This window comes from Streptomyces sp. CB02414 (genome assembly GCF_001905385.1).
Classification (GTDB): domain Bacteria; phylum Actinomycetota; class Actinomycetes; order Streptomycetales; family Streptomycetaceae; genus Streptomyces.
Window position 1 is genome coordinate 30,610 of the sequence record NZ_LIPF01000002.1, and the last position, 17,228, is coordinate 47,837.

Below are 17,228 nucleotides of genomic sequence, written 5' to 3' on the forward strand. Positions count from 1 at the left end.
CCCCGCTTACGCCTTGGCGGCGGCGGGTGCCTCGGTCGTGGCGACCTTGGCGTCCAGTTCCCGGCTGATCCTGCGTTCCACGAAGAACGCGGCGGTCGGGACGGTCCCGGCCAGCAGCACCCACAGCTGCTTGCTGACCTTCCACTTCGCCTTGGCGCCCAGGTCGAAGGCGAAGACCAGGTAGATCACATACAGCCAGCCGTGCGCGATGCTGACGACGCGGGTGAAGTCGGCCGCGCCGTCCATGTCCAGCAGATACTTGGCGATCATGCCGAGGCAGAGCAGGATCAGCAGCACACCGGTGACGTACGCCATGACCCGGTAGCGGGTCAGCACGCTCTTTTTCATGGGAACGAGCGTAACCGTCCGTTTCGCGCGATCTTCGGGCGGGACCGGCGACTCGCTCAGGCCTCTTCGAAGTCGCCTGCGGCGACCCGCAGCGGCCTCAGCATCGCGAAGATCTCGCCGCACTCCTCGGCGTCGTACGCGCCCAGGCCGAAGTCCATCGCCATGAGGTCGCGGGTGGCCGACTCGACCACCTCGCGGCCCTTGTCGGTGATGGTGGCGAGGGTGCCGCGGCCGTCGTTGGGGTTGGGGCGCTTGTCGACCAGGCCGGACCTCACCAGCCGGTCGACGGTGTTCGTCACGGAGGTGGGGTGCACCATCAGACGCTCGCCGATCTTGGACATCGGCAGCTCGCCCGACTTGGAGAAGGTGAGCAGCACCAGCGCCTCGTAGCGCGCGAAGGTCAGCTCGTACGGCTTGACCACCGCGTCCACCTCGGCCAGCAGGATCTGGTGCGCCCGCATGATCGAGGTGATCGCGGCCATGGACGGCACGCCGCCCCAGCGCTGCTTCCACAGTTCGTCGGCGCGGGCGATGGGGTCGAAGGAGAGACTGAGGGGCTTCGGCACGGCATCAGACCCTACCGGCCGGTCATATCCCGGTCAGCCCCGTCTCGCCTTTCGATACCCCCACGTATGACTCGCGGCTATTCGGCGAGGTGCCGTTCCACGGTCTCCACCTTGGAGGTGAGACCGTCCGTCACGCCGGGGCGGATGTCCGCCTTGAGGACGAGGGACACGCGCGGCGCCCGGGCCTCGACGGCGGCGACGGCGCGCCGGACGACGTCCATGACCTCGTCCCACTCACCCTCGACGGACGTGAACATCGCGTCCGTGCGGTGGGGCAGGCCCGACTCGCGGACCACCCGGACGGCGTCGGCGACGTACTCCCCCACGTCCTCGCCGACGCCGAGCGGTGTCACTGAGAAGGCGACGATCATGCGCCCACGACCCCTTCCTGACGGGCGCGGGAGGCGATGACCGCGCTCTCGGCCTCGCGCTTGAGCCTGCGCTCGGCGAAGAAACCGCCGGTCGGCAGGACCGACATGACGAAGTAGAAGGCGGCGGTACCGAAGGACCACTTGGCGCGGTTCCAGGCGTCCGCCCAGAAGATCACGTACAGGACGAAGAGGAAGCCGTGGACCGCGCCCATCACGGGCACCGCGTTGAAGTCGGTGGTCCGCTTCAGCACGGAGCAGACCAGCAGCAGCAGGAACGAAATCGCCTCGGGGCTGGAGACCAGGCGGAGACGGCGGAGGGCGGAGGCGGTCTTGAGGTCCACGGGTCACCTTCGGTGGGAGAGTCGGTGGGAGAGGGGTCGGTACTCGGGGCACGCCCGACGAGCAGGCGGTTTGTGAACGAACGCACAAGCGCGCGTCCATTGTGGCAAACCCCCGACGCGCCCGGGCGAGGGGGTCGGAGACCTGTCGGCGGGGCCGCCCGGCGGGCTACCTTCACATTTGTGGCGATGTTCCGACTTCAGGGAAGCAAGGTACTCGCCGTCGACATGACCGGGGACGCCGTGAAGGCGAAGAACGGCTCGATGGTCGCGTACGACGGGGAGATGGCCTTCAAGAAGCTGAGCGGCGGCGGTGAGGGCATCCGGGGCATGGTGACCCGGCGGATCACCGGCGAGCAGATGACGGTGATGGAGGTGAGGGGGCACGGGACCTGCTGGTTCGCGGACCGGGCCTCGGAGATCAACCTCGTCGGCCTCCAGGGCGACAAGCTGTACGTCGAGTCGAGCAACTTCCTGGCGGCCGACGCCGGGCTGCGGACCGGCACCAGTTTCACGGGGGCGCGTGGCGCCTCGCAGGGCAACGGGCTGTTCACCACGACCGTGGAGGGGCACGGGCAGGTGGCGATCATGTCGGACGGGCCGGCGGTGGTGCTGCGGGTCAGCGCGCAGTACCCGCTGACCGTCGACCCCGGGGCGTACGTCGCGCACCAGGGGAACCTGCGGCAGTCCTTCCAGTCGGGTGTGACCTTCCGCACGCTGTTCGGTGAGGGCGGCGGGGAGGCCTTCCAGATCCGCTTCGAGGGCGACGGGCTGGTGTACGTGCAGCCGAGCGAGCGGAACACGATCGCGGGGGATGTGTGAGATGGCCTTCCGGGAGATCAACTCCAAGATGGTGCAGGCGACCGTGGCGCCCGGGCAGCGGCTGTTCAGTCAGCGCGGGGCGATGCTCGCCTACCAGGGGGACGTGTCCTTCACCCCGAACATGACCGGCGGGCGGGGCGGTGTGGTGTCGATGATCGGGCGCCGGGTGGCGAACGAGGACACGCCGCTGATGACCGTCGAGGGCAGCGGCACGGTGCTCTTCGGGCACGGCGGCCACCACGTGCAGGTGATCGAGCTCTCCGGCGACACGCTGTACGTGGAGGCGGACCGGCTGCTCGCCTTCGAGGGCACGCTGGAGCAGAACACCGTGTTCCTGGGCTCGCAGGGCGGGGTGATGGGCATGGTGCGGGGCCAGGTGAGCGGGCAGGGACTCTTCACGACGACGCTGCGGGGGCACGGCTCGGTGGCGGTGATGGCGCACGGCGGTGTCTTCGAGGTCCCCATCACCCCGCAGCGGCCGGTGCGCGTCGATCCGCAGGCCTACGTCGCCCACCACGGCGACGTGCGCAACAAGCTGTCCACGGCGCTGGGCTGGCGGGACATGGTGGGGCGCGGCTCCGGCGAGGCGTTCCAGCTGGAGCTGAGCGGCAGCGGCACCGTGTTCGTCCAGGCCTCGGAGGAGAAGCTGTGAGCACCGTTCATCACGACCCGGCGACGCTGCCGGCGGACGACAACGTCAATCCGTACACCTTCTGCGTGGAGCTCAAGGGGAGCCAGTGGTTCCTGCAGAAGGGGAAGATGATCGCCTACTACGGGACGATCGAGTTCAACGGGATCGGGCACGGGCGGATGGACCGTCTGATGCGTACGTCGTTCCATTCGCCTCTGCACGCGAGCGACTGGGTCGTCGCCGAGGGCTCGGGCAAGATGCTCCTCGCCGACCGGGCGTTCGATGTGAATTCGTATGACCTCGAGGACGGCAACCTGACCATTCGCTCGGGCAACCTGCTCGCTTTTCAGCCAAGTCTTGCTCTCAAACAGTCGATCGTGCCGGGTTTTCTGACCCTGATCGGAACCGGAAAGTTCGTGGCCGCGTCGAACGGTCCGGTGGTGTTCATGGAGCCGCCGATCCGGGTCGACCCGCAGGCCTTGGTCGGCTGGGCGGACTGCCCGTCTCCGTGCCACCACTACGACCACGGGTACATGACCGGCCTGCTGGGCGGTCTACGTGCGATGACGGGGCTCGGCGGGGCCTCCGGGGAGGAGCACCAGTTCGAGTTCGTCGGCGCCGGGACGGTGCTGCTGCAGTCGAGCGAGACGCTGATGCCGGAGCAGGCCACGGGGGTCGCTCCGCAGCAGGCGGGGGTGCCCGGAGGGGGTGCTTCCGGGGGTGCGGGAGGCCGGTCCGGGGTACCGGGGCTTCCCGGACAGCTGGGGGACCTCCAGCGCCGCTTCGGGCTGTGAGCGGTAATCTGCGGAGTGTGACGTCGAACGCGTGCGCACCGTCACCGTCACGGATCACCCCTCACTAGTTCGCCTTTCAACATTTTAGGTAGACTTCATACATGGAGACCGAGACGGCCACCCGCTGGCTGACCGATACGGAGCAGTGTGCTTGGCGCACCCACCTGGAGGTCAACAGGCTGTTGACGCACCAGCTCGAGAAGGACCTGCAGCCGTTCGGCCTGACGATGAACGACTACGAGATCCTGGTGAACCTCTCCGAGTCGGAGGGCGACCGCATGCGGATGAGCGACCTGGCCACCGCCACGATGCAGTCCAAGAGCCGCCTCTCCCACCAGATCACCCGCATGGAGAACGCGAACCTGGTCCGGCGGGAGAACTGCGAGTCCGACCGCCGCGGGCTCTACGCCGTCCTCACCGAGCACGGCCTGGAGACGATGCGGAAGGTCGCCCCGCACCACGTGGCGTCCGTCCGCCGGCACTTCATCGACCTGCTGGCCCCCGAGGCCCTGACGGAGCTGGACAAGGCGCTCAAGCCGATCGCGGAGCACCTGCGCGGACAGCGCGGGCGCCCTTGATCACGTCCGCAGAGATGGTCTAGGCACCCGGCAGGCGGAGCTCGAACAGGGCGCCGCCTGCCGGAGCGTCGTGAACCGTGAGCGTGCCGCCGTGCCGTACGGCGACGTCGCGGGCGATGGCCAGACCCAGCCCGGCCCCGCCGTCGTCACGGCTGCGGGCGGCGTCGAGCCGTACGAACCGCTCGAAGACCCGCTCCCGGTCGGCCGCCGGCACACCCTCCCCGTCGTCGGCCACCGCGACCACGGCCGCCTCCCCGTCCCGCCGCACGGACACCTCCACGGCCGAGCGGGCGTGCCGCTGGGCGTTGTCCAGCAAGTTGGACAGCACCCGCCCCAGCTGCCCGCGCGACCCGGCGACCGTCACGTCGTCCTCGGCCCGCACCCGCACCCCGGCCCGGTCCCCCGCCGCCTCCCGCGCCAGCCCGGCGAGGTCGACGCGCGCGTCTGCGGGCCGCTCCCCCGCGTCCAGCCGGGCCAGCAGCAACAGGTCGGCGGCGAGCCGCTGCAGCCGTACGGTGTCCTCTACGGCACCGTCCAGGTCCAGCAGCTCCGGGTGGGCGGCGGCCACCTCCAGCTGGGTGCGCAGCGAGGCGATCGGACTGCGCAGCTCGTGCGAGGCGTCGGCGACGAAACGCCGCTGCCGCTCCACCGAGGACTCCAGGGCGGCCAGCGTCTCGTTGGTGGTCGAGGCGAGCCTGGCCACCTCGTCGTGCGTGCCGGGCACCGGGACGCGGCGCGCCAGGTCCTCGCTGGCGGTGATCGCGGCCATCTCCCGGCGGATGCCCTCCACGGGCCGCAGCGCGCGCCGGGTGACCAGCCAGGTCACCCATCCGACGACCACGAGCAGCAGCGGGAAGCCGATCAGCATGACGGTCAGCGCGGTGTTCACGGCACCGTGCTCGGCGGAGAGCGGGGCGCCGGCCCAGACGGTGAGCCTTCCCTGCTCGTCGGTCTCGACGGGCACGGCGGCGAAGCGGTAGTCCTCCGTGTCGCCGTCGATCGTCGCCGAGCCGTCGCTGACGGTGGTCCGCTCGCCGATCTCACCGGCTTCGAGCGCCTCGGCGGAGTCGTCGTCATCGTCCGAGTCATCGTCGTCGGTGTCGCCGGTGGGGGCCGGCTGCGGCTTCACCGCGTCGACGCCGGTGCCGCTGATCCGTTCCAGGTCCTCGCTGGCGGCGACGAGCCTGCCGTCCTCGTCGACGATCTGCAGCGGGCGGTCGTCGACGTCCAGGGACAGCTCGCCGTACGGCGTCCCGATGGCCATTTCGGTGGCGACCTCGCGCGCGGAGCGTTCCGCCTGGGTGCCGGCCTCGCCGAGCAGGTTGGACCGCAGGGACAGCAGGACGGCGGTGCCGGCCGCGACCAGGGCGACGGCGACCACGAGGGTCGCGCCGAGCGTGGCGCGGGCCCGGACCGACCCGAAGAGGCGGCTCATCACTCGGCCTCCAGCCGGTAGCCGGCGCCGCGCACGGTTCGGATGAGGGCCGCGCGCAGCTTGCGCCTGAGGGCGCTGACGTAGACCTCGACGATGTTGGGGTCGCCGTCGTAGGCGAAGTCCCAGACGTGCTCCAGGATCTCGGCCTTGGACACGACCTGCCCGGCCCGCACCACGAGCTGCTCCAGGACGGCGAACTCCTTCGCCGTGAGGGTCACTTCGCGCTCGCCCAGGAAGACCCGGCGGGCGGCGGTGTCGACCTTCAGGTCGCCGTGGACGTGCACGGGCGAGGCGCCGGCTCCCTGAGTCCGGCGCCGCAGCAGGGCCTTCACGCGGGCGACGAGGACGACGTACGAGAAGGGCTTGGTGAGGTAGTCGTCGGCGCCCGTGTCCAGCCCCTCCGCCTCGTCGTACTCGCCGTCCTTGGCGGTGAGCATCAGGATCGGCACGTCGTGGCCGGCGGCGCGCAGGGCGGCGCAGACCCGGTAGCCGTTGAGGCCGGGCAGCATGATGTCGAGGATGACCAGGTCGTACACGCCCTCACCGGCCCGGTGCAGGCCCTCCCGGCCGTCGTGGACGACGTCCACGGCGTAGCCCTCGGCGGTGAGCCCCCTGGCGAGCGACAGGGCCAGCCGCTTCTCGTCCTCCACGATCAACAGGCGCATGCGTAAAGAGTCGCAAAACGTAGCTGAAGAAGCCTTCAGGTGGCTTCAGCTCCGCCTCAGCCTCCGTCCCCGACAGTGAGGGTGTCGAAAGCACAGCGACATCGAACGAACGTGTACGACTCGGAGGATTCCCTATGAAGCGCAACATCGTGATCGCCGCCGTCACCGCCGCCGCACTGATCGGGGGCGGTACGGCGACGGCGCTGGCGACCGCGGGGGACGACGACCCGGGTACGACGCGCCAGTCGGACGTCCGGGACCGGGACGACGACGCGAAGGGCGCCGCGGACGACGACGCGGACGACGGCGACGACTCCCGTGACCGTGACCACGACGACCGGGACGACGACCGCGACGACGCCGCCCGCGCGTCCTCCGCGAAGGTGACGGCGGCCGAGGCCGTCGCCGCCGCCCTGAAGGAGGCCCCGGGCACCGCCGTCTCCGCCGAGCTGGACGACGAGGACGGCGACGATGACGACGGCGACCGCGACGACCGCGAGCGTGCGGTCTGGGAGGTCGACGTCCTGGGCGGCGACGGCACCTGGCACAGCGTCCGGATCGACCCGGGCTCCGGCAAGGTGCTCGGCTCCGAGACGGACGACGAGGACGACACCGACGAGGTGCGGGCCGCGCTGAAGGGCGCCTCCGTGGACGCCGCCGAGGCCGCGAAGGCCGCCGCCGGCCGTGGGACCGTGACCGACGTGGAGCTGGACGAGGACGGCTACTACGGGGACGGCGAGGCCGCCTGGGAGGTCGAGACCACGTCCTCGGGCAAGGGCGAGCAGGACTGGCGCGTCGACCTGAGCACCGGCAAGGTCACGGCCGACCGCTCGCACCACTCGGACTCCGACGACGACTGACCGGGCCCTGTCGCCCGGCGGCCCCTCGGCGGCGGCGCCCCGGCACCAGCGCCGCCACCGCGGCGACCGCGCCGGACACCGCGAAGCACACCGGCAGGGGAAGGCGCTCCACCAGCAGCCCCACGGCGGCGGCACCGGCCGACATCCCGGCGTTCACGGCGGTGTTGCACCAGGTCCCGGCCCGGACCCGGAAGCCGGGGGCGGCGCTCTCGTCGGCGACGAGGTAGGACGTGGTCAGCGCCGGCGCCACGAACAGGCCCGCACACGTGACGGCCAGGACCAGCGTGCCCAGGCCGGGTGCGAGGCCCGCGGCGGCCAGGCAGACGCCGAGACCGGCCGCGAAGAACGGGAGCCGGGCGCGGGTGGGCGAACTCCAGGCGACGGCGCCGTTGACGAGACCGCCGACCGCGCTGCCCACCGACAGCGCCGCGAGCACCCAGGCGACGGCGCCGTCCCCGAGGCCGCGCTCCCCCGCGTAGGCGACGACGAGGAGGTCGACGGCGCTCACCGAGACACCGACGCACGCGGCGACGACGACGGGTTGCAGCAGAGCCCGGCCTTGTCCGGTGCCGCCCCTCCCGGGCGCGGGGGCGTCGCCCTTCTCCCGCTCCGCCGGACGCAGCAGGGCCGCCGCCGGTGAGGTGACGAAGGCGAGCGTGCCCACGACCACCAGGAACGCGCTGAGTACGAGGCCGGCGGCCGGCGGGGCGACGGCCACGACGGCGCCGACCAGGAGCGGGCCGGAGACGAAGAGCAGTTCTTCGGCGACGCCGTCCAGGCTGTAGGCCCGCTGGAGCAGGTGCCGGTCCGGCAGCAGTTCGGCCCACACCGCGCGCATCGTGGAGCCGAGCGGCGGCGTGCAGGCCCCCGCGAGCGCGGCGGCCCCGGCGAGCACGGCCCCGGGCACACCGGGGTGCCGGCACAGTTCCGCCAGAGCGCAGAGCAGGCCGCCGTAGAGCAGGGCCATGGGGGTCAGGGCCCGGCGCAGGCCGTGCCGGTCGACGAGTGCGGCGCGGTAGGGGGAGACGAGGACGCCGGTGCCGCCGAAGACGGCCATGACCGTGCCGGCCACGGCGTACGACCCGGTGGACCGGGTCAGGGAGAGCATCAGGGCGAGGGAGACCGTGCCGTACGACAGCCGGCCGACGAGGGCCGCCGCGAAGGTGCGGCGGGCATGGGGGACACGGAGCACGGCGGCGTACGAGGGCCGCGGAGTGGGCGTGGACACGCGAGGAGTTCCTCAAGAGGGAGGCAACGAGGGGACGCCGAGGCGCGCGACGGCCGGATGCGGCGGTCGCGTGCGGGGCGGGCCCTAGGCCAAGAGGAGGAACACGCGCGTCAACGTAGCAGCGCGACCCGGGAGCCGCACGCCTATTTCGGCACCGGCAACCGGCCGGTCACTCGTACGTGGGACCGGCCGAACGCCGGGCATGGCCAGGCACCCGCCCCCGCTCCGGCCCACCGACGCGGACCGGCTCGGTGGGGTGCGCCGGCACGGTCGCCCGGCTCGGCGCCGGACGGCCGGGCCCTGCTCGGCGGTCGTCACCGCGTCCGGTGCCGGGCCCGGCGCTCGGTCCGTGTCAGCCGTTCGTCAGGCCCGCCACCAGTTCGTCCGCGGCGCGGTACGGGTCCAGTTCGCCCGCGACGATGCGTTCCGCGAGGGCGCCGAGGCGGCGGTCGCCGTGGAGGTCGCCGATGCGTTCGCGCAGGGTGGTGACGGCGATGGTCTCGACCTCGCGGGCGGCGCGGGCGCGGCGGCGTTCGGCCAGGACGTCCCGTTCCTCCATCCAGGCGCGGTGCTTCTCCAGCGCCTCGACGACCTCGTCGACGCCCTCGCCGCGCGCGGCGACCGTCTTGACGATGGGCGGACGCCAGTCGCCGGGACCGCGGGACTCGCCGAGGCCCAGCATGTGGTTGAGCTCGCGGGCGGTCGCGTCGGCGCCGTCGCGGTCGGCCTTGTTGACGACGTAGACGTCGCCGATCTCCAGGATGCCGGCCTTGGCGGCCTGGATGCCGTCGCCCATGCCCGGGGCGAGGAGGACGACGGAGGTGTCGGCCTGGGAGGCGATCTCGACCTCCGACTGGCCGACGCCGACCGTCTCGACCAGGACCACGTCGCAGCCCGCCGCGTCGAGGACGCGGATCGCCTGCGGCGCCGCCCAGGCGAGGCCGCCGAGGTGGCCGCGGGTCGCCATCGAGCGGATGTAGACGCCCGGGTCGGAGGCGTGCTCCGACATCCGGACGCGGTCGCCGAGCAGAGCGCCGCCGGAGAAGGGGGAGGACGGGTCGACGGCGAGGACGCCGACCCGCCTGCCCTGCTTGCGGTACGCCGTCACCAGCGCCGAGGTGGAGGTCGACTTGCCGACGCCGGGGGAACCGGTCAGGCCGACGACGTACGCGTTGCCCGTGAGCGGCGCCAGCGCCTCCATGACCTCCCTGAGCTGCGGAGACGCCCCCTCCACCAGCGAGATCAGCCGGGCCACGGCCCGCGGCCGGCCTTCCCTGGCCTGGGCCACCAGCGAGGAGACGTCCTGCATCACAGCTCCGTTCAGTGAGAAGTCGTCACCCGGGTCCTTACCCGGTGACCCGAAGTCAGGCCTTGGGCACCCGCACGATCAGCGCGTCGCCCTGGCCGCCGCCGCCGCACAGCGCCGCCGCGCCGACCCCGCCGCCGCGCCGCTTCAGCTCCAGCGCCAGGTGCAGCACGAGGCGGGCGCCGGACATGCCGATGGGGTGGCCCAGCGCGATGGCGCCGCCGTTGACGTTCACCTTTTCGGTGGAGACGCCGAGGTCCTTCATTGACTGCACGGCGACGGCCGCGAAGGCCTCGTTGATCTCGATGAGGTCGAGGTCCGCGACGTCCAGCCCCTCCTTCTTCAGGGCGTGCTGGATGGCGTTCGACGGCTGCGACTGCAAAGAGTTGTCCGGGCCGGCCACGTTGCCGTGGGCGCCGATCTCCGCGATCCACTCCAGGCCGAGCTCCAGCGCCTTGGCCTTGCTCATGACGACCACGGCCGCGGCGCCGTCGGAGATCTGCGAGGACGAGCCCGCGGTGATCGTGCCGTCCTTGGAGAAGGCCGGGCGCAGCTTGCCCAGCGACTCGGCGGTGGTGTCGCCGCGGATGCCCTCGTCCTTGCTGAACAGCACCGGGTCGCCCTTGCGCTGCGGGATCTCCACCGGGGTGATCTCGGCCTCGAAGAGGCCGTTCTTCTGGGCGGCGGCGGCGCGCTGGTGGGAGAGCGCGGCGATCTCGTCTTGGGCGGGGCGCTCGATGCCGAGGCGGGTGTTGTGCTTCTCCGTCGACTCGCCCATGGCGATGTTCTCGAAGGAGTCGGTCAGACCGTCGTGCGCCATGGCGTCGAGCATCTGGACCGCGCCGTACTTGTAGCCCTCGCGGGACTTCGGCAGCAGGTGCGGGGCGTTGGTCATGGACTCCTGGCCGCCGGCGACGACCACGTCGAATTCACCGGCGCGAATGAGCTGGTCGGCGAGCGCGATCGCGTCCAGGCCCGAGAGGCAGACCTTGTTGACCGTGAGCGCCGGCACGTTCATGGGGATGCCGGCCTTGACGGCGGCCTGGCGGGCCGGGATCTGCCCGGCGCCCGCCTGGAGCACCTGCCCCATGATCACGTACTGGACCTGGTCGCCGCCGATCCCCGCGCGGTCGAGGGCGGCCTTGATCGCGAAGCCGCCGAGGTCGGCGCCGGAGAAGGCCTTCAGCGAGCCGAGCAGCCGCCCCATCGGGGTGCGGGCACCCGCGACGATGACGGAGGTCGTGCCGTTCTTTCCAGAGGTTTCGGAGTTTCCAGAAGACATGAGCTGCGATCCCCTTTTCCGGCCCGCACAGGCCGAGGAGTGAACGAGGGTTTACTCGAATGTACTGAGCGGTATCCCGCCCGTCACCCGGCGGTCGGTGTGATCGCGCGCACGTTGCGTAACCACCTCCGGAGCGCTGCACTGAATCCATGCTGACGCGAATCGACCACATCGGAATCGCCTGCCACGACCTCGACACGACCGTCGAGTTCTACCGTGCCACCTACGGCTTCGAGGTGTTCCACACCGAGGTCAACGAGGAGCAGGGCGTCCGCGAGGCCATGCTCAAGATCAACGATACGTCGGACGGCGGCGCCTCCTACCTCCAGCTCCTGGAGCCGACCCGCGAGGACTCGGCGGTCGGCAAGTGGCTCGCCAAGAACGGCGAGGGCGTCCACCACATCGCCTTCGGCACGGCGGACGTGGACGCCGACGCCGCCGGCATCCGGGACAAGGGCGTACGCGTTCTGTACGACGAGCCCCGGCGCGGTTCGATGGGGTCGCGGATCACCTTCCTGCACCCCAAGGACTGCCATGGCGTACTGACAGAACTCGTCACTTCGGCGGCCGTTGAGTCACCTGAGCACTGACCCTCGTACATATGGGCCGGTAGGGTTGGGTGCGGTCGCCGCTCAGTCCGGGGTGACCCGGTCCTGCCGTCTGTGGTGGCGGGACCGCCGGGGTCCGTGTTTCGGGGGGCGAACGCCGGGGCAGGAACACGTGCTCCGCCGTTGATCTGACACCATTCCCCCGGGGGCCCCGTCCGGCGGACGGACGGAGCTCGTTCGGAAGTTTTTGCGACCAGGGGACGGATGGGACCGCGCAGTGCGGGGCTACGAGAGCCAGGAGCGAGAGCCGGCGGCTGACGTCGACCACCTCTCTCGGTTCGAGGCCGAGATGAAGCGGCTGAAGACCGAGCGGGAAAAGGCGATCCAGCACGCCGAGGACCTCGGCTACCAGGTCGAGGTGCTGCGCGCCAAGCTGCACGAGGCGCGGCGCACCATCATGTCCCGGCCCGCCTTCGACGGCGGCGACATCGGGTACCAGGCCGAGCAGTTGCTGCGCAACGCGCAGACGCAGGCCGACCAGCTGCGCGCGGACGCCGAGCGGGAGCTGAGCGAGGCCCGGGCGCAGACGCAGCGCATCCTCCAGGAGCACGCCGAGCATTCCGCCCGGCTCCAGTCGGAGCTGCACCAGGAGGCGGTGACCCGGCGCCAGCAGCTCGACCAGGAGCTGGCCGAGCGCCGGCAGACCGTCGAGTCGCACGTCAACGAGAACGTGGCGTGGGCGGAGCAGTTGCGCGCCCGCACCGAGCAGCAGGCCCGCCGGCTGCTGGACGAGTCCCGCGCGGAGGCCGAGCAGGCCCTGACAGCGGCCCGCGCGGAGGCCGAGCGGCTGACCACCGAGGCCCGGCAGCGGCTGCGCAGCGACGCCGAGAGCGCCCGCACGGAGGCCGAGCAGATCCTGCGCCGGGCCCGCGCGGACGCCGAGCGGCTGCTGAACGCCGCCTCCACGCAGGCCCAGGAGGCCACCGACCACGCCGAGCAGCTGCGCAGCTCCACGGCGACCGAGTCGGAGGACGCGCGGCGCCGGGCGCAGGAGCTGAGCCGGACCGCCGAGCAGCGGATGACCGAGGCCGAGGAGGCGCTGCGCAAGGCGCAGACCGAGGCCGAGAAGCTGGTCGCCGAGGCCGAGGAGACCGCCGCCAAGGCCCTGGCGAGCGCCGAGCAGACCAACGAGCAGCGCACCCGCACCGCCAAGGAGCAGGTCGCCCGGCTGGTCGGCGAGGCCACCAAGGACGCCGAGACGACGAAGTCCGAGGCCGAGCAGCTGGTCGCGGACGCCCGCGCCGAGGCCGAGAAGATCGTCGCCGAGGCCGCCGAGAAGGCCCGCACGATCACCGCCGAGGAGTCGGCGACCCAGCTGTCCAAGGCGGCCAAGACCGCCGAGGACGTGCTGAACAAGGCGTCGGAGGACGCCAAGCGCACCACGAAGGCCGCCGCCGAGGAGGCCGAGCGGATCCGCTCCGAGGCCGAGGCCGAGGCGGACCGGCTGCGCGGCGAGGCGCACGACATCGCCGCGCAGCTCAAGGGCGCGGCGAAGGACGACACCAAGGAGTACCGCGCCAAGACGGTCGAGCTCCAGGAGGAGGCGCGCCGGCTGCGCGGCGAGGCCGAGCAGCTGCGCGCCGACGCGGTCGAAGAGGGCGAGAGGATCCGCGCCGAGGCCCGCAAGGAGGCCGTGGCGCAGATCGAGGAGGCGGCGAAGACCGCCGAGGAGCTGCTCGCCAAGGCCAAGGCGGACGCCGACGAGCTGCGGCAGACCGCGACGGCGGACGGCGAGAAGGTCCGTGCCGAGGCCATCGAGCGGGCGACGACCCTGCGCCGGCAGGCCGAGGAGACCCTGGAGCGCACCCGCGCGGAGGCCGAACGGCACCGCGCGGAGGCCGAGGAGCGGGCCGAGGAGCTCAAGGCTGAGGCCGAACGGGCCGCCGGCGAGCTGCGCGAGGAGACCGAGCGGGCCGTCGAGGCCCGCCGCGAGGAGGCCGCCGAGGAGCTGACGCGACTCCAGACGGAGGCCGAGGAGCGGCGCACGGCCGCCGAGCAGGCACTGACCGAGGCCCGCGAGGAGGGCGAGCGGATCCGCCGCGAGGCCGCGGAGGAGAGCGAGCGGCTGCGGAGCGAGGCCGCGGAGCGTATCCGTACGCTCCAGCAGCAGGCCGAGACGGAGGCCGAGCGGCTGCGCACCGAGGCCGCCGCGGACGCTTCCGCCTCCCGCGCGGAGGGCGAGGCCGTCGCCGTACGCCTGCGGTCGGAGGCCTCCAGTGAGGCCGAGCGGCTGAAGTCGGAGGCGCAGGAGAGCGCCGACCGGGTGCGGGCGGAGGCGCAGAGCGCCGCCGAGCGGATCGCCGCCGAGGCGTCCGAGACGCTGGCCGCCGCCCAGGAGGAGGCGGCCAGGCGCCGCCGCGAGGCCGAGGAGCTGCTCGGCGACGCCCGGCAGGAGGCCGACCAGGAGCGCGAGCGGGCCCGCGAGCAGAGCGAGGAGCTGCTGGCCTCGGCGCGCAAGCGCGTGGACGAGGCGCAGGCCGAGGCGGTCCGGCTGGTCGAGGAGGCCGACCGGCGCGCCACCGAGATGGTGTCGGCCGCCGAGCAGCACGCGACGCAGGTACGGGACTCGGTCGCCGGGCTGCACGAGCAGGCCCAGGAGGAGATCACCGGGCTGCGCAGCGCCGCCGAGCACGCGGCGGAGCGCACCCGGCGCGAGGCCGAGGAGGAGGCGGACCGCGTCCGCGCCGACGCCTACGCGGAGCGGGAGCGGGCGAGCGAGGACGCCGGGCGCCTGAGGCACGAGGCTCAGGAGGAGACGGAGGCCGCCAAGTCGCTGGCCGAGCGGACCGTGTCCGAGGCCATCACGGAGGCCGAGCGCATCCGCGCGGACGTCTCCGAGCACGCCCAGCGGGTGCGCACCGAGGCCTCCGACGCCATCGCCGAGGCCGAGCAGTCCGCGTCCCGCACCCGGGCGGACGCCCGCGAGGACGCCAACCGCATCCGGTCCGACGCGGCGACGCAGGCGGACACCCTGATCACCGAGGCGCGTTCCGAGGCGGAGCGCCTGACCACGGAGACGGTGACCGAGACCGACCGGCTCCGCACGGAGACGGCCGCCGAGGCGGAGCGCGTCCGCACCGAGGCGGCGAGCGAGGCGGAGCGCGTTCAGTCGGCGGCGGTCGAGGAGGCCGAACGGCTGCGGACCGAGTCGGTCGCCGAGGCCGACCGGGTCCGGACCGAGGCGGGTGCCCAGGCCGAGCAGCTGCTCTCGGACGCCACCGGCGAGGCCGAGCGGCTGCGCGCCGAGGCCGCGGAGACGGTCGGCTCCGCGCGGCAGCACGCCGAGCGCGTCCGCGTCGAGGCGGAGCGGGTGCAGGCTCAGGCCGCGGCGGAGGCCGAGCGGGTGACCGCGGCCGCCCGCGAGGAGGCCGAGCGCACCCTCGACGAGGCCCGCAAGGACGCCAACAAGCGGCGTTCGGAGGCGGCCGAGCAGGTCGACACGCTCATCACCGAGACCACCGCCGAGGCCGACAAGCTGCTCACCGAGGCCCAGCAGCAGGCCCAGAAGGCCACCGCGGACGCCGAGTCGCAGGCCGACACGATGGTCGGCGCGGCCCGCGCGGAGGCCGACCGGATCGTCCAGGAGGCGACGGTCGAGGGCAACACCCGGGTGGAGAAGGCCCGTACGGACGCGGACGAGCTGCTGGTGGGCGCCCGCCGGGACGCGACCGCCATAAGGGAGCGCGCGGAGGAGCTGCGCGAGCGCCTCACCTCCGAGATCGAGGAGCTGCACGAGCGCGCCCGCCGCGAGGCCGCGGAGACCATGAAGTCGGCCGGCGACCGCTGCGACGCGCTCGTCAAGGCCGCCGAGGAGCAGCTCGCCAAGGCGGAGGCGAAGGCCAAGGAGCTGGTGTCGGAGGCCAACTCCGAGGCCGGCAAGGTGCGCATCGCCGCCGTCAAGAAGGCCGAGGGGCTGCTCAAGGAGGCCGAGCAGAAGAAGGCCACGCTGGTCCGGGAGGCCGAGGAGCTGAAGGCCGAGGCCGTGCGCGAGGCGCGGGAGACGGTCGAGGAGGGCAAGCGCGAGCTGGAGATCCTGGTGCGGCGCCGCGAGGACATCAACGCCGAGATCTCCCGGGTGCAGGACGTGCTGGAGGCGCTGGAGTCCTTCGAGGCGCCCGCGGGCGGCGGCAAGGACAACGGGGTCAAGGCCGGGGCCACGGTGGGTGCCCCACGTTCGGGTGGCAAATCGTCAGACGGCTAGCGTCCGGGGCGGATTCGGTGTCTGCTGGAGATCTTTGGGGTACGACCGGACAAACCCTTGACCAAGACTTTGGCAAGCCGTCCGCGTGTCAGCCACCCGAAAGAGGTGTCATTCTCCGTATCAAACGTGCATCCGCTCGATGACACACCGCATCGGCGCCTAGGATTCCCTCTATCACCTCACCCGGTCTCTTTCGACAGGAACCCCATGAGCGACACTTCCCCCTACGGCTTCGAGCACGTGCGGCGTGGGTACGACCGCGCTCAGGTGGACGACTACATCGCCAAGCTCGTCTCCGACCGTGACAGCGCTCACTCCCGCATCACCGCTCTGGAAAAGCGCATCGAGGAGCTCCACCTCGAGACCCAGAACGCCCAGGCGCAGGTGAACGACGCCGAGCCGTCGTACGCCGGTCTCGGTGCCCGGGTCGAGAAGATCCTGCGTCTCGCCGAGGAAGAGGCGAAGGACCTGCGCGAGGAGGCCCGGCGCGCGGCCGAGCAGCACCGCGAGCTCGCCGAGTCGGCGGCCCAGCAGGTGCGCAACGACGCGGAGTCGTACGCCGCGGAGCGCAAGGCCAAGGCCGAGGACGAGGGCGTCCGGATCGTCGAGCAGGCCAAGGGCGACGCCGCGCAGCTGCGTTCCGAGGCGCAGAAGGACGCGCAGTCCAAGCGTGAGGAGGCCGACGCCCTCTTCGAGGAGACCCGCGCCAAGGCCGCTCAGGCCGCCGCCGACTTCGAGACGAACCTCGCCAAGCGCCGCGAGCAGTCCGAGCGCGACCTGGCCTCCCGTCAGGCCAAGGCCGAGAAGCGGCTCGCGGAGATCGAGCACCGCGCGGAGCAGCTGCGCCTGGAGGCGGAGAAGCTGCGCACCGACGCCGAGCGCCGCGCCCGCCAGACCGTCGAGACGGCGCAGCGCCAGGCCGAGGACATCGTGGCCGACGCCAACGCCAAGGCCGACCGGATCCGTTCGGAATCCGAGCGCGAGCTCGCAGCCCTCACCAACCGCCGCGACTCCATCAACGCGCAGCTGACCAACGTGCGCGAGATGCTGGCGACCCTCACGGGCGCCGCGGTGGCCGCCGCCGGCACGCCGGCCGACGAGGAGCCGGTCTCCCGCGGGGTGCCGGCCCAGCAGTCCCGCTGACGCGGGGCGTACACCGGCCGAACGGGCCTGGAACTCGGACGAAGCCTTCTGT

General features: G+C 72.3%; 17 protein-coding genes. 8 read left to right on the forward strand and 9 right to left on the reverse strand.

Annotated elements, in window-relative coordinates; genetic code table 11:
* Window positions 1-6 precede the first annotated feature (6 nt).
* The 4 genes from AMK11_RS06210 to AMK11_RS06225 all read right to left on the reverse strand — a co-directional run bounded on the left by AMK11_RS06210 (window position 7) and on the right by AMK11_RS06225 (window position 1,626).
* Window positions 7-348, reverse strand: a complete 342-nt coding sequence (locus AMK11_RS06210; protein ID WP_073724088.1) for a DUF3817 domain-containing protein — start codon at window positions 346-348, stop codon at window positions 7-9.
* Between the two features lie 56 nt (window positions 349-404).
* Window positions 405-914 carry a MarR family winged helix-turn-helix transcriptional regulator gene (locus AMK11_RS06215; RefSeq protein ID WP_073724090.1) on the reverse strand — a complete coding sequence of 170 codons (510 nt, stop codon included), beginning with the start codon at window positions 912-914 and terminating at the stop codon, window positions 405-407.
* Between the two features lie 77 nt (window positions 915-991).
* Window positions 992-1,285 carry an MTH1187 family thiamine-binding protein gene (locus AMK11_RS06220; RefSeq protein ID WP_073724092.1) on the reverse strand — a complete coding sequence of 98 codons (294 nt, stop codon included), beginning with the start codon at window positions 1,283-1,285 and terminating at the stop codon, window positions 992-994.
* Window positions 1,282-1,626 (reverse strand): DUF3817 domain-containing protein, encoded by a 345-nt coding sequence (locus AMK11_RS06225; RefSeq protein WP_073724094.1) that lies wholly within the window; start codon window positions 1,624-1,626, stop codon window positions 1,282-1,284. Before AMK11_RS06225 ends, AMK11_RS06220 begins: the two co-directional genes overlap by 4 nt.
* A 186-nt stretch (window positions 1,627-1,812) precedes the next feature.
* Here AMK11_RS06225 and AMK11_RS06230 point away from each other — a divergent pair, with 186 nt between their 5' ends.
* From AMK11_RS06230 to AMK11_RS06245, 4 genes are all read left to right on the forward strand, one after another.
* Window positions 1,813-2,445, forward strand: coding sequence for an AIM24 family protein (locus AMK11_RS06230; RefSeq protein ID WP_073724096.1), 633 nt, complete (start codon window positions 1,813-1,815; stop codon window positions 2,443-2,445).
* Between the two features lies 1 nt (window position 2,446).
* Window positions 2,447-3,097, forward strand: a complete 651-nt coding sequence (locus tag AMK11_RS06235; RefSeq protein ID WP_073724098.1) for an AIM24 family protein — start codon at window positions 2,447-2,449, stop codon at window positions 3,095-3,097.
* The gene (locus AMK11_RS06240) at window positions 3,094-3,870 is read left to right on the forward strand and encodes an AIM24 family protein (RefSeq protein ID WP_073724100.1); all 777 of its coding nucleotides are present in this window, start codon (window positions 3,094-3,096) and stop codon (window positions 3,868-3,870) included. The genes AMK11_RS06235 and AMK11_RS06240 overlap by 4 nt, the downstream gene beginning before the upstream one ends.
* A gap of 101 nt (window positions 3,871-3,971) precedes the next feature.
* Window positions 3,972-4,448, forward strand: coding sequence for a MarR family winged helix-turn-helix transcriptional regulator (locus AMK11_RS06245; RefSeq protein ID WP_073724102.1), 477 nt, complete (start codon window positions 3,972-3,974; stop codon window positions 4,446-4,448).
* A gap of 19 nt (window positions 4,449-4,467) precedes the next feature.
* On the opposite strand, the gene AMK11_RS06250 is transcribed toward AMK11_RS06245, so the two are convergent.
* Together AMK11_RS06250 and AMK11_RS06255 are read right to left on the reverse strand one after the other, a co-directional pair.
* Window positions 4,468-5,883, reverse strand: coding sequence for a sensor histidine kinase (locus AMK11_RS06250; protein WP_073724104.1), 1,416 nt, complete (start codon window positions 5,881-5,883; stop codon window positions 4,468-4,470).
* Entirely contained in the window at window positions 5,883-6,548 is a 666-nt protein-coding gene (locus tag AMK11_RS06255) for a response regulator transcription factor (protein WP_073724106.1), read from the reverse strand. The genes AMK11_RS06250 and AMK11_RS06255 overlap by 1 nt, the downstream gene beginning before the upstream one ends.
* 134 nt (window positions 6,549-6,682) lie before the next feature.
* On the opposite strand from AMK11_RS06255, the gene AMK11_RS06260 reads away from it, so the two are divergent.
* On the forward strand, window positions 6,683-7,408 hold the full coding sequence (locus tag AMK11_RS06260) for a PepSY domain-containing protein (RefSeq protein ID WP_073724108.1): 726 nt from the start codon (window positions 6,683-6,685) through the stop codon (window positions 7,406-7,408).
* Here the strand turns inward: AMK11_RS06260 and AMK11_RS06265 are convergent.
* The 3 genes from AMK11_RS06265 to AMK11_RS06275 form a co-directional block, all read right to left on the reverse strand.
* Window positions 7,365-8,636, reverse strand: a complete 1,272-nt coding sequence (locus AMK11_RS06265; protein ID WP_073724110.1) for an MFS transporter — start codon at window positions 8,634-8,636, stop codon at window positions 7,365-7,367. The two genes, AMK11_RS06260 and AMK11_RS06265, sit on opposite strands and share 44 nt — an antisense overlap.
* 352 nt (window positions 8,637-8,988) lie before the next feature.
* Window positions 8,989-9,945: a methylmalonyl Co-A mutase-associated GTPase MeaB gene (gene meaB / locus AMK11_RS06270; protein WP_073724111.1), complete on the reverse strand. Its 957-nt coding sequence runs from the start codon at window positions 9,943-9,945 to the stop codon at window positions 8,989-8,991.
* 55 nt (window positions 9,946-10,000) lie between these two features.
* Complete coding sequence (locus AMK11_RS06275) at window positions 10,001-11,224, reverse strand: acetyl-CoA C-acetyltransferase (RefSeq protein ID WP_073724113.1); 1,224 nt, start codon at window positions 11,222-11,224, stop codon at window positions 10,001-10,003.
* A 149-nt stretch (window positions 11,225-11,373) separates the two neighbouring features.
* On the opposite strand from AMK11_RS06275, the gene mce reads away from it, so the two are divergent.
* The 3 genes from mce to AMK11_RS06290 all read left to right on the forward strand — a co-directional run bounded on the left by mce (window position 11,374) and on the right by AMK11_RS06290 (window position 17,176).
* Window positions 11,374-11,814, forward strand: a complete 441-nt coding sequence (gene mce, locus AMK11_RS06280; protein WP_073724115.1) for a methylmalonyl-CoA epimerase — start codon at window positions 11,374-11,376, stop codon at window positions 11,812-11,814.
* A 235-nt stretch (window positions 11,815-12,049) separates the two neighbouring features.
* Window positions 12,050-16,033 (forward strand): polarized growth protein Scy, encoded by a 3,984-nt coding sequence (gene scy, locus AMK11_RS06285; protein WP_073724117.1) that lies wholly within the window; start codon window positions 12,050-12,052, stop codon window positions 16,031-16,033.
* Window positions 16,034-16,240: 207 nt separating this feature from the next.
* Window positions 16,241-17,176: a DivIVA domain-containing protein gene (locus AMK11_RS06290; RefSeq protein ID WP_073724119.1), complete on the forward strand. Its 936-nt coding sequence runs from the start codon at window positions 16,241-16,243 to the stop codon at window positions 17,174-17,176.
* Window positions 17,177-17,228: the final 52 nt, after the last annotated feature.

Excerpts from the sequence above, each read along its gene's own strand:
- mce (WP_073724115.1), top strand. The coding sequence starts at position 11,374 with ATGCTGACGCGAATCGACCACATCGGAATCGCCTGCCACGACCTCGAC.
- AMK11_RS06260 (WP_073724108.1), top strand. The coding sequence starts at position 6,683 with ATGAAGCGCAACATCGTGATCGCCGCCGTCACCGCCGCCGCACTGATC.
- AMK11_RS06290 (WP_073724119.1), top strand. The coding sequence starts at position 16,241 with ATGAGCGACACTTCCCCCTACGGCTTCGAGCACGTGCGGCGTGGGTAC.
- AMK11_RS06220 (WP_073724092.1), bottom strand. The coding sequence starts at position 1,285 with ATGATCGTCGCCTTCTCAGTGACACCGCTCGGCGTCGGCGAGGACGTG.
- meaB (WP_073724111.1), bottom strand. The coding sequence starts at position 9,945 with ATGCAGGACGTCTCCTCGCTGGTGGCCCAGGCCAGGGAAGGCCGGCCG.
- AMK11_RS06210 (WP_073724088.1), bottom strand. The coding sequence starts at position 348 with ATGAAAAAGAGCGTGCTGACCCGCTACCGGGTCATGGCGTACGTCACC.
- AMK11_RS06230 (WP_073724096.1), top strand. The coding sequence starts at position 1,813 with ATGTTCCGACTTCAGGGAAGCAAGGTACTCGCCGTCGACATGACCGGG.
- AMK11_RS06245 (WP_073724102.1), top strand. The coding sequence starts at position 3,972 with ATGGAGACCGAGACGGCCACCCGCTGGCTGACCGATACGGAGCAGTGT.
- AMK11_RS06235 (WP_073724098.1), top strand. The coding sequence starts at position 2,447 with ATGGCCTTCCGGGAGATCAACTCCAAGATGGTGCAGGCGACCGTGGCG.
- AMK11_RS06255 (WP_073724106.1), bottom strand. The coding sequence starts at position 6,548 with ATGCGCCTGTTGATCGTGGAGGACGAGAAGCGGCTGGCCCTGTCGCTC.
- AMK11_RS06275 (WP_073724113.1), bottom strand. The coding sequence starts at position 11,224 with ATGTCTTCTGGAAACTCCGAAACCTCTGGAAAGAACGGCACGACCTCC.
- AMK11_RS06250 (WP_073724104.1), bottom strand. The coding sequence starts at position 5,883 with ATGAGCCGCCTCTTCGGGTCGGTCCGGGCCCGCGCCACGCTCGGCGCG.